10 protein-coding genes and 1 pseudogene are annotated in these 11825 nt (G+C 40.6%); 10 read left to right on the top strand and 1 reads right to left on the bottom strand.

The window, feature by feature from the left end; all coding sequences use genetic code 11:
* Nucleotides 1-6 precede the first annotated feature (6 nt).
* The 10 genes from K5Q29_RS07350 (at nt 7) to K5Q29_RS07305 (ending at nt 10657) form a co-directional block, all read left to right on the top strand.
* Nucleotides 7-810 (top strand): MBL fold metallo-hydrolase, encoded by an 804-nt coding sequence (locus tag K5Q29_RS07350; RefSeq protein ID WP_002935843.1) that lies wholly within the window; start codon nt 7-9, stop codon nt 808-810.
* A 253-nt stretch (nt 811-1063) separates the two neighbouring features.
* A complete protein-coding gene (gene vga(F), locus K5Q29_RS07345; protein ID WP_044758258.1) occupies nt 1064-2449 on the top strand; it encodes an ABC-F type ribosomal protection protein Vga(F) in 1386 nt (461 codons plus the stop codon).
* Between the two features lie 91 nt (nt 2450-2540).
* On the top strand, nt 2541-4616 hold the full coding sequence (gene pbp2b / locus K5Q29_RS07340; protein WP_205032641.1) for a penicillin-binding protein PBP2B: 2076 nt from the start codon (nt 2541-2543) through the stop codon (nt 4614-4616).
* 8 nt (nt 4617-4624) lie between these two features.
* Entirely contained in the window at nt 4625-5221 is a 597-nt protein-coding gene (gene recR, locus K5Q29_RS07335; RefSeq protein WP_024386938.1) for a recombination mediator RecR, read from the top strand.
* A gap of 104 nt (nt 5222-5325) precedes the next feature.
* A complete protein-coding gene (locus K5Q29_RS07330; RefSeq protein WP_136646831.1) occupies nt 5326-6372 on the top strand; it encodes a D-alanine--D-alanine ligase in 1047 nt (348 codons plus the stop codon).
* A 101-nt stretch (nt 6373-6473) separates the two neighbouring features.
* Nucleotides 6474-6854, top strand: a complete 381-nt coding sequence (locus tag K5Q29_RS07325) for an OsmC family protein (protein ID WP_105179036.1) — start codon at nt 6474-6476, stop codon at nt 6852-6854.
* 341 nt (nt 6855-7195) lie between these two features.
* On the top strand, nt 7196-8557 hold the full coding sequence (murF, locus tag K5Q29_RS07320; protein WP_205032642.1) for a UDP-N-acetylmuramoyl-tripeptide--D-alanyl-D-alanine ligase: 1362 nt from the start codon (nt 7196-7198) through the stop codon (nt 8555-8557).
* An 11-nt stretch (nt 8558-8568) separates the two neighbouring features.
* On the top strand, nt 8569-9108 hold the full coding sequence (locus tag K5Q29_RS07315; protein ID WP_205032643.1) for a Crp/Fnr family transcriptional regulator: 540 nt from the start codon (nt 8569-8571) through the stop codon (nt 9106-9108).
* A gap of 93 nt (nt 9109-9201) precedes the next feature.
* Nucleotides 9202-9798, top strand: coding sequence for an NAD(P)H-dependent oxidoreductase (locus K5Q29_RS07310; RefSeq protein WP_205032644.1), 597 nt, complete (start codon nt 9202-9204; stop codon nt 9796-9798).
* Nucleotides 9799-9958: 160 nt separating this feature from the next.
* The gene (locus tag K5Q29_RS07305) at nt 9959-10657 is read left to right on the top strand and encodes a TIGR02206 family membrane protein (RefSeq protein WP_105179016.1); all 699 of its coding nucleotides are present in this window, start codon (nt 9959-9961) and stop codon (nt 10655-10657) included.
* Between the two features lie 147 nt (nt 10658-10804).
* Here the strand turns inward: K5Q29_RS07305 and K5Q29_RS07300 are convergent.
* Nucleotides 10805-11825: pseudogene (locus tag K5Q29_RS07300) on the bottom strand (IS4 family transposase); the annotation flags it as partial.

Genomic DNA, 11825 nt, shown 5'->3' with positions numbered 1-11825 from the left:
GAGAAGATGATCGGAAAAGGTTTTAATTATAGTATTTTAGCTTCGGGGTCCAGCGGGAATTGTTTTTATCTGGAAACAGATAAAAAGAAAATCTTAGTGGATGCTGGCTTATCAGGGAAAAAGATTACCAGTCTTTTGGCGGAAATTGATCGAAAGCCTGAGGATATTGATGCTATCCTGGTAACGCATGAACATAGCGATCACATCCATGGTATCGGTGTTTTAGCACGTAAGTATGGGATGGACATTTATGCCAATGAATTGACCTGGCAGGCTATGGAGAGCAAATTGGGCAAGATTGATGTGGCTCAAAAACATATCTTCGAATTGGGTGCTATGAAGACTTTTGGCGACCTAGATATTGAGTCCTTTGGAGTTAGCCATGATGCTGCATGTCCGCAATTTTACCGTTTTATGAAGGATGACAAATCCTTTGTTATGTTGACGGATACAGGCTATGTCAGTGACCGCATGGTGGGTATTGTGGAAAATGCCGATGCTTATTTGATTGAATCGAACCATGATATTGAAATTTTGCGCTCGGGTTCTTACTCATGGAATTTGAAGCAACGAATTCTATCCGATAAGGGCCATCTTTGTAACGAAGATGGAGCTGATGCCATGATTCGCTCGCTTGGAAATCGGACCAAAAAGATTTACCTAGGGCATTTGTCAAAGGAAAACAATATCAAGGAATTGGCTCACATGACCATGGTTAATCAGTTGGCGCAGGCTGATTTAGGTGTTGGAGTAGATTTCCAAGTCTATGATACCTCGCCAGATACAGCGACGCCCTTGACCAAGATTTGACAAATTCATTGAACTTGTTTAGAATAAATATATAAAATACGTGAGGTGAAGTTACATGAATAATTAAGCTACTTATTAGTCGTTCTTAAAACTTGTGGTGTGGTTATATTAACCGATAATACAAGAGATAAGACTGCTCATAAGGGCTTACTATTCGTGTGACTTTTCCATAGGAGAGGTCATGTTTTACATGGCTTTTTTCTGTGTTCATTTTGCAGAATAGGGGCTCTTTTTGTGAAGAAAAGAGGTCTATATGGAAGTAATGAAATGTATTCAATTAGAGAAGGAATTTGCGGGACGCAGTTTGTTTACAATCAAGCAGTTGAGCCTTCAAGCTGGTCAAAAGGTTGGTTTGGTTGGAAATAACGGTGTTGGCAAGTCTACTTTTTTGAAAATCTTACTGGGACTGGATAGGGATTTTGCTGGTCAGATTGAGGTAAAAGCAGACTGGGCCTATGTATCCCAGTTACAGGAAAGGAGCTCGCTTTCAGGTGGGGAACAGGTTTGGAAGTCTATTCAAGAGGCTTTTGCCCAAAGACCACAGTTGTTAATCATGGATGAACCAACTGCCAATCTGGATCAAGAACACCAGGAAAAGCTAATCAAACAAATCAAACGCTATCGTGGCAGTCTACTGGTTGTAAGTCATGATCGGCATTTTCTCAATCAAATAGCCAGTCACATTTGGCATTTAGAAGAAGGAAGTATTCAGGTCTATACAGGGAATTACGAGGCGTTTGTAGAAAGTCGCCGGGCTAGGCGAGAAGGACAGCAGGAGGCCTATGAAGCCTATCAGAAAAAAGTCGCTCAACTAAAAAAAGCCCAACAAGAGCGTCAGGTCAAGGCTCAGAAGATGGGGAAGAAAAAGAAAGGTGTTTCATCATCTGAGTGGAAAGTCAGTGCTTTTATGGGATCCTATGACAGTCAAGCCAAGTCTATGGCCAAGGCTGCCAAGCATTTGGAAAAACGGATGGAGCGTCTGGACAAGGTTGAACAACCTAGAAAGGAAACGTGGGTAAAGATGGAAGCGAAAGGTGCCTTGGATACTAGTCTTCACAGTCTCTTTCGCTTACAGGCTGGTCAGCTCTGGATTAGGGAAAAGTATTTATTTGGTTTCCCTCAGATAGGGATGACGTTTGGGGAGAAGTTAGCCTTAGTGGGGGCGAATGGTTCTGGAAAGACTAGTTTTGTCCAAAAAATATTAAGGAAAGAATTAGCAGGCTATTATAACCCTAAGTTAAAAATTGCTTATTTTGCACAGGATTTGATAAACCTTGATGAAGAAAAGACTGCTTTTGAAAATGTTAGTTGTACCTCTCTTCAAGATAGGATGACGATTCTCAATTTATTAGGTATGTTAGGACTTTCTTACGATAAGGCTCAGCAGAAGGTAGCAAATCTGTCTGGTGGTGAGCGTGTTCGTCTCTCCTTAGCTAAGGTATTGTTGGCGGATGCAAATCTTTTGATATTAGATGAACCGACAAATTTTCTAGATATGGCAGCTATTGAGGCTTTGGAAACATTCTTGAAAGAATATGAAGGAAGTGTCCTCTTGATTTCCCATGATCAACAGTTTGTGGAAACATCTGTTCACAGTCAATGGGAGATAGTGCAAGCTTGTCTCGTGAAGAAATCATAAGAAAATATTTTCTGAAAAGGAGGCTCTGTCTAAAAAATATTTTTTGCCTGTGGTATAATAAGAAGGATATTTCTAGAATGAGGTCTTTGAAGTGAAAAAAAGAAAGAACAAGCCTTTGGAACACGATGGAAATTTTATTTCCCTTCGTTTAAATATTTTATTTTCTATCGTGATTTTCCTTTTCCTAGTTTTGATATTGCGTCTGGCAGATATGCAGATCATCAATCATGATTTTTATAGTAATAAGCTGTCTACTGCCAGTCAGAAAATCATCAGCAATGGCTCTATCCGTGGGCAGATTTACGATGCGCAGGGAAAACCTTTGGTTGAAAACGAGATTCAGCAGGTCGTCTCCTTCACACGTCCCAACAAGATGTCTGCTCAGGAAATGAAAGAAGTAGCTAATAAACTCTTGCAGTGGGTCAATGTTTCAGGCGTAACAATTACTCAACGTGATAAGGCTGATTATTATTTGGCAGATGAAGAGGTTTATCGTCAGGTAGTCGAGGCCTTGCCAAAAGATAAAAAATACGATTCCGATGGTAACTACTTGAGCGAATCAACAATTTATTCGAATGCAGTTGATAGTATCCCTGCCGAAGCATTACAATATTCTGAGAAAGACAATAAAGCGATTGAACTGTTCAAGCAGATGAATAGCGCTACTTACTTCTCTACTGTTAATTTGGTAACGGATACTCTGACTTCTGAACAGGTTGCTCATATCGTAGCCAATGAAAGTCAACTTCCAGGTATTTCAACGACCAATAACTGGCAACGGACGATTTTACCAACTTCCCTCAGCTCCATTATCGGTACAGTAACGAGTGAACAGGCTGGTTTGCCTGCAGAAGATGCAGAATACTATCTATCCAAGGGCTACTCTTCAAATGACCGTGTGGGAACTGCCTACCTCGAGAAACAATATGAAGAAGTCTTGCAAGGTCAACGTGAGAAAAAACAAATAAACCTGGATAGAAATGGAAATATCGAAAGTATTGAGACAATCCAAGAAGGGCAGCAGGGAAATAATATTAAACTGACTATTGATTTAGCCTTTCAAGATGGGGTCAATGCTATTTTGAAAAAATACTTTGAAAGTGAGCTAGCTACTGGTAGTGCGCTTTACTCGGAAGGTGTTTATGCAGTTGCATTAAATCCTTCTACAGGTGCAGTGCTTGCTATGTCAGGATATAGTCACGAAAAAGGCTCAAGTACTATTACGGAAGATGCTCTTGGTACGATTACAAGTGTCTTTACACCAGGTTCCATCGTCAAAGGAGCGACAATTAGCTCTGGTTGGGAAAATGGAGTTATCAGTGGTAATCAGGTTCAATTAGATGAACCAATCTATTTTGCTGGTTCAGCTCCAATTACCTCTTGGTATGGGGCCTATGGTAGTTTTAATATTGATGCGACAGAGGCTCTAGAATATTCTTCTAACGTCTACATGGTTAAAATTGCCTTGGGGCTACTTGGTCAAACCTACTCAGCTAACATGTATTTGAATGATGGTGATACATTGAAAAATGCCATGACTAAGCTTCGTTCGACTTTTGCAGAATATGGTCTTGGTGCTTCTACAGGTATTGACCTTCCACTCGAATCTACAGGATTTTTACCAGATAAGTATACGACAGCCAACTTTATTACCAACGCTTTTGGACAGTTTGATAACTATACACCGATGCAGATGGCACAGTATGCAGCGACCATTGCGAATAATGGGACACGGATTTCTCCTCACCTCGTTGAGGGGATTTATGGGAATAATGCCCAAGGTGGTTTGGGAGAATTAATTGAGACCGTATCTGGTAAGGAGATGAATCAGGTTAATATCTCCGCTGAGGATATGTCTCTTCTTCGTCAAGGTTTCTACCAAGTTGTCAATGGCGGTGGGCGCTTTAATACAGGTAGTGCTATCGGTCGTGGTGCGGCCGTGACCATCAGTGCCAAGACTGGTACAGCCGAAACCTATACAACAACAGCTTCAGGAGATGTGGTTACTGCGATCAACACCAACGTTGTTGCCTACGCGCCTAGTGATAATCCTCAAATTGCGGTAGCAGTTGTCCTACCAAATTTGACCAATCAAAGTTCAACAACTACTAAAACAATTACTCAAGAAATTATCAATTTATATCACTCACTTCACCCAATGAACTAAGGAGGCTTATGCTTTACCCTACACCTATTGCTAAGTTAATTGATAGTTATTCTAAATTGCCAGGTATCGGTATAAAAACGGCTACCCGTTTAGCTTTTTACACTATTGGCATGGAGGATGATGTCGTTAATGAATTTGCTAAAAATTTATTGGCAGCTAAGCGAGACCTATCTTATTGCTCCGTTTGTGGTAATCTGACAGATCAGGACCCCTGTGCCATTTGCCAGGACTCAACGCGAGACCAATCTACTATTTTGATTGTAGAGGATAGTCGAGATGTTACGGCTTTGGAAAATATTCAAGAATACCACGGTCTTTATCATGTCTTGCATGGCTTGATTTCTCCCATGAATGGTATCGGACCAGATGATATTAATTTGAAAACCCTCCTCACTCGCCTGATGGACAATGAGGTTACAGAAGTTATTGTGGCGACCAATGCAACAGCAGATGGAGAGGCTACATCTATGTATATCTCACGTGTCCTCAAACCTGCGGGAATCAAAGTAACCCGACTAGCTCGTGGCTTAGCGGTAGGCAGTGATATTGAATATGCAGATGAAGTGACCCTGTTGAGGGCTATTGAAAACCGCACAGAGCTATAGCTGCTCTGTAGTTAGATACGTTCCTAATTTTAAGATAGGATAGATATGATTTGTTAAATTATGCTATACTAAGAGTAGTAGCGTTGATACAGGAAGGAAAATATATGTCAAAAGAAACCTTGATTTTACTATATGGTGGGCGTTCTGCAGAGCGTGAGGTATCCGTTCTGTCTGCCGAAAGCGTCATGCGTGCCATCAATTATGATAAATTTTTTGTCAAAACCTATTTCATCACACAAACTGGGGACTTTATAAAGACGCAAGAGTTTTCTCAAACACCGTCTGCCGATGAAAAACTCATGACAAACGCGACAATTGTTGAAGAGCAAAAAATCCGTCCGAGCGATATTTATGAAGAAAAGGCAGTCGTTTTCCCTGTTCTTCATGGACCAATGGGAGAAGACGGGTCAATTCAAGGTTTCTTGGAAGTGCTTCGTATGCCGTATGTTGGTACTAATATATTGTCTTCCAGCGTTGCTATGGACAAAATCACTACCAAGCGTGTTCTTGAATCAGCAGGAATCTCCCAAGTACCTTATGTGGCAGTTATCGAGGGTGAAAATATCGATGAAAAGATTGCAGAGATTGAAGGAAAATTGACTTATCCGGTCTTTGTAAAACCAGCTAATATGGGGTCAAGTGTCGGTATCTCAAAAGCTGAGGATTTAGCTGGCTTGCGTAAGGCACTTGATCTGGCCTTCAAGTATGACAGCCGTGTCCTCGTTGAGCAGGGTGTTAATGCGCGTGAGATTGAGGTTGGTCTTTTGGGAAATGCTGACGTGAAAACGACACTTCCTGGCGAAGTAGTCAAAGACGTTGCTTTTTATGACTACGATGCCAAATACATCGACAACAAAATCACAATGGAAATCCCAGCTAAGATTGATGAGTCTATCATGGATACCATGCGGGACAATGCTGCCAAGGCCTTCCGTGCTATCGGTGGTTGTGGCCTTTCTCGCTGTGATTTCTTCCTGACTGAAGACGGAGACATCTTCCTGAATGAGCTCAACACCATGCCAGGCTTTACTCAGTGGTCTATGTATCCACTCCTTTGGGATAATATGGGACTTGTTTACCCAGACTTGATTGAAGAGCTTGTTCGTTTGGCCAAGGAAATGTTTGAAAAACGTGAAAGTCATTTGATTTAATGAGAATGAAAAGGATTGGAAAATTTCCAATCTTTTTCTAGTTCACATTCTTGCAAAGGTTTGCAAAAAGGAATAAAATGGAACATGTTCTGGAGGTGTTTATGTATCAAACGACAGTAAGAGGGGAAGGTCTGTTTCAGGCAGTTTCTCAAGGTTATGGCGAATCGGTTCGTACCTTTGGGGTGACGGAGAAGGGGGAGACTCCAGTTAGTCTAGTTAATATTGGCTTAGCTGCCTGTATCACCATGTGTGTGCAGGGCTATTATGCCAGTCAAGAAGGCAACAAAACCATGCCTGTTCAGGTGGAGAGTCGCTTGGACAATCAGCGTTTTGAAGTGTTGATTGGAATTGGAGAGTCGGTTTCAGCGCAAAAGCAGAAAGAGATTCTTGCCTATGTGGAAAAGAAATGTAAAGTCAAAGCTCTTTTGAGGGAAGACTTGAAGTTTGAGACAAGTTTTTATGTCTTAGAAAGTGTGGAGTAGATGTTTTTAGCAATTGAAGAAATGCGACAAGGTTTATGAGATGAAAGATGGTGTCCTCACTCAAGTTCGATAAAAAGTGGTATAATAGAAAGATACTGGGTAAATAAATCAGTCCACTTTTCAAAGTTTGAGTCAACATCTCAGCGCAGTGGTTGATTGGCAGATTTGTTCGTGTATCACACTCTAAATCTGACCTAACTACTGATGCGAACTGTGTTCGCTTTATTTCCAACCTCAAACTGTCTCCCAGACAGTTTGAGCTGTGCGGGGGCGTGAAGACGAACTCTTCTTTGAATGTTTGAGTTCTTTCCCGCTCCCTTTTTAGTTTATTGGAGAAAACAATGAAATTAACCCTACACGAAGTCGCTCAGGTCTTGGGCGCAAAAAATGATATTAGTCTTTATACCGATACTGCGCTCAACAAGGTTGAGTTCGATAGTCGACTCGTCACAACTGGCGACCTCTTTGTTCCCCTCAAGGGGGCGCGTGACGGTCATGACTTTATTCCAGTGGCCTTTGAAAATGGCTGCGCAGTAACCCTTTCGGAAGTCAGCCTTGATGTTCCCCACATTCTAGTAGATGACTGCTTGGCTGCGCTTCAACAATTAGCGGCCTACTACCTAGAGAAAACAGGGGTAGAAGTCATTGCCGTGACAGGATCAAACGGTAAAACGACCACCAAGGACATGATTCACGATGTTCTAGCGTCAACTTACAAGACTTACAAGACACAAGGCAACTACAACAACGAAATTGGTCTGCCTTACACCGTCCTCCATATGCCTGACGATACAGAAAAACTGGTCTTGGAAATGGGCCAAGACCACTTGGGGGACATCCATCTCCTATCTGAAATTGCCAAACCAAGTCTATCAGTTATTACCCTTTTTGGTGAAGCCCATCTGGAATTTTTCGGCTCACGCGAAGAGATCGCCAAAGGAAAATTACAGATTGCGGACGGAATGATAGCTGGTAGTAAGCTTCTGATCCCAGCTGATCCGATTGCGGACAAGCTCTTGCCAAGCCATGTAGAACTCATTCGCTTCAGTGAGCAGGCTGATTTGCAGGTGACCAGTCTGGTCGAGTCAAAAGATAGCCTGACCTTCACCGTCAACTTTATGGACGGCGACATTTTCCTCCCAGTAACAGGCAAGTACAATGCCACCAATGCCATGGTAGCAAGCTATGTGGGCAAGACCTTGGGTGTGCCTGATGAGGCAATCAAGTCAGCCCTAGCCAGTCTTAACTTGACCCGCAACCGCACCGAGTGGAAGAAGGCGGCAAATGGAGCAGATATTCTCAGCGATGTCTACAACGCCAACCCAACGGCCATGCGCTTGATTTTGGAAACCTTTTCTAGCATTCCAGCCAATGAAGGCGGCAAGAAAATCGCGGTTTTAGCAGACATGAAAGAACTGGGTAGCCAGTCCGTCAATCTCCACAATCAAATGATTCTGAGCCTGTCGCCTGATGTGCTAGACACCGTTATTTTCTACGGTCAGGATATTGAAGGTCTGGCTCAGTTGGCTAGTCAGATGTTCCCAATTGGAAAAGTCTATTTCTTTAGGAAAAATGCAGAGCAGGACCAATTTGAAGACCTGGTGAAGCAAGTCAAGGAAGTCCTTGGTGGGAAAGACCAAATCCTCTTCAAAGGCTCTAATTCTATGAAACTTGGAAAAGTGGTGGAAGAATTAGCAGAATAGGAGAAATAGAATTGTCAATCCTAGATGAATTGTTTCAACATGAAGATATTCAGCCACATTTAATATATAAAGAAATAAAGGCAAAAGATTATCTTTTAGATGAGGGTCAAGTCTCGCATATGATTTATCTTGTAAAGTCCGGTGCGTTGAGACTGTGGCATAACCATGACGGAAAAGACATCACTATTCAGTTTTTCTTTGAGGGTGATTCGGTTTCGTCTCTTGAAAGTTTTTTAACGAAGACAGAAAGTATTTATAGTCTTCAAGCTATTGAAGATACTGTGGTTTATTGCCTAAATCGGCAGCTATTTGAAACATTTTTACTAGAACACCCAGAGTATTATCACTCTTTGACAATACTTTTAAGTCAGAAAATGATTAAATACAACCATCTTTTTCTGTCACGAATAAAAAACTCACCTGAGCAACGATTTTTAGAATTGGTTCAAGAAAAATCTGACCTGTTATGGAGAGTTCCAGATATTTATTTATCTTCTTACCTAGGAATAACTCCTGTATCACTTTCTAGAATAAAAAAACGACTGACTTAACATTTGTTAATGTCGGTCTTTTTAGATTGTAATATACTGGTTGTACCTTGAATGATAAACAAGGAACAATAAAAAAACAGAGGAGAAATTTCAATGAAAACAACAATTGTCTATAACCATCCCTATGAAAAATCATATAATCACGCTATTTTAGAAGCCAGTATAGCTGGTGCTCAAAAGGCGGGTAGTCAAGTGCAGGTTATTGATTTAGATGCAGAAAAGTTTAATCCTGTGATGACTAGTGAAGATTTGCTCGGATTTGTGAAACATCAGCAGGTGGACCCACAAGCCCAAGCCTATTCAAAGCATATCGGAGAATCAGGCCATCTCATCTTGATTTTTCCAATCTGGTGGGAGTTGATGCCAGCGATGATGAAAGGCTTCATTGACAAAGTTATTTTTCCAGGAGCATTTTACGACTACAAAGCAAATGGCTATAGTATGCAGGCACGTCACGAGAAGCTAAAAACTATCACCATAATCACAACTATGAATACCCCTAAATTTTTGTATCAACTAATTTATGGGAATGCCATCAAAAATGCGTTAATCAAGGGAACATTTCAGAAGACAGGTTACAAAGATGTGAAATGGATGAGTTATAACATGGTAAAAATGGTTGATGATAGAAAGAGAAAATCTTGGCTAGAGCAGATTGAAAAACGGATTTATCAACGTATTCAACAGTGATAAGTCAATCCTCTTCAAAGGCTCCAACTCCATGACTCTTGGAAAAGTGGTGGAAGCAATAGAAAAGTAGAGAGGTGAGACCTCTCTTTTTTAGCAAGTCTTGTCAAAATACCGAAAAGTTGATATACTGATTCCTGGGGAAAGAAAGGAATTTAATAAGATGAGTGATTTTTTTAGTAATCAGATTTCTGAAGCACCGAACTTGGACGTATTGGAACATCTGTTTCTCATGATTATTTGGTTTTTCATGCTCTATCTTTGTTTTCGTTGTTACCAAAAGAGATGGTTTCATACTGTTTTTTGGTGGCTTCAATTTATACAGATTGTCTCCCTCTATACTTGGTATATTATGGCTGATTTTTCTATTTCTGAGAGTCTTCCTTTTTATCATTGTCGCTTGGCTATGCTCTTTATTCTTTGGGCTAAGCCCGGACCTCTGAAACGTTATTTTGCTTATCTCGGTCTTTTCGGATCGCTTTCGGCCTTTATTCATCCGGTATTTGATCCATTTGCTTTCCCGCATCTAACCTTCTTTACTTTTGTTATTGGCCACTACGCCTTGACTGTTAATTGTATGTTGTACCTGTTATCTGATTTAGAAGGGGAGATGTTGAAAGGAAAAGAGGTGGCGAAATATACGCTTATTATGAATATGCTGATTCTAGGAGTAGCTCTTTTAACTGGCGGAAATTATGGATTTTTGAGACAGGCACCTTTAGTGAATACTAATAATCTTCCTTTGAATTTCTTCTTGGTAACCTGTCTGCTCTGTTTCTCTATTTTGAGTATACAAGCTATGGTGATTACTTATTTGAAAAAAGAAAGCAGACAAATGGATTCGCAGATACTGAAAAAATAAGACGGGGCAAAAAGTCCAATGTCATTAAGTTAAGCATTTAAGTAGCTAAAGAAACTATTCCCGTCTGAGCAGTTCATGACAAAACGGGAATAGTTTTTGTATTTAGGGCGCACAAAAAGGAAGGTTTTTAACCCAATTTTTTAACTATTATGATATTCTATAAGTGAAGCTTACGGGAGCCTGGCTTTTTATCTTTCTTTGGAAGGTTCGATTAGGTTGGACGATGGATAAATGTTTGGCAATGTAGGTTTCCAATTGGAAGGAAGTGAGTTCAGTTCTAAGAAATTTTCGACAGGCATAAACAGCGTCTGAAAAACAAATTTTATAAGTCTGTTTTAACTTTGATGTTTTAATGGTAACGTGTGAGGTTAGCCATTTACAAACATTAAAGTTGATAAAGCGAGCGTAGATTTCTTGGAGAATCCCTTCCTTCTTTTTCGCGTGAAAATGAGTCAGACCGATACTATATTTTAGGTCACGAAAACTGGTCTCTATGCCCCATCTGTAGGCATAGAGATCTTTTAATTTTTCTGGAGAATAATCGGTGTTTGTCACCAAAGTTTCAAAGAAACCCAGCTTGATTTCGAGACGCACCATTCGAAAATGAAGTTCGTAAAACTGGAGTGGATCATTTTTTCGGCTAGAGCTTGGTAGAAAGTCAAAGGGTGAGTGATTAGGTAAACAGCGATAGTGATTAGGTAAATTTTGATACTGTTGTTTCATCTCATTGGTCTGTTTCCGGCAGATGTTTAGGTCAAATTTTTCATCAAAACAAGAGGTGTCAGGGAGGTTAAATCCTGACTTCATAGAATGATTCCCGTCACGAATACGGATAATATAGGACCAATTTCTTTCTTGACAGTGTGCCATGACATTGTAGGATTCATACCCTCTGTCCATAATAACTAGAGCTTGCTCGAAAGGGACAGCTCTCCATCATATCAATAAAAGCCGCACGCTCATCAAACTCCCGATTATCCTGAATCCGTAAATCGTGATAAATCTCTTGTTCAAGATTGTAGAGAGCATTGATATGAATGAGATTATAGGGAATGTGATGTGGTCCAGTTTGAAAAGAGGTCGTTTTATCAGAACGATTTCTTGGTAGAATCACATCACTACCATCAACAGCTAGGATAGGAAGGTTGTGAGAGATTGGAATTTTAGA

Source organism: Streptococcus sp. 2018037, assembly GCF_019754195.1.
In the GTDB taxonomy this organism is placed as follows: domain Bacteria; phylum Bacillota; class Bacilli; order Lactobacillales; family Streptococcaceae; genus Streptococcus; species Streptococcus hashimotonensis.
The sequence above is the reverse complement of the archived record's forward strand: the minus strand, read 5'-3'. Positions and strand labels throughout refer to the sequence as shown.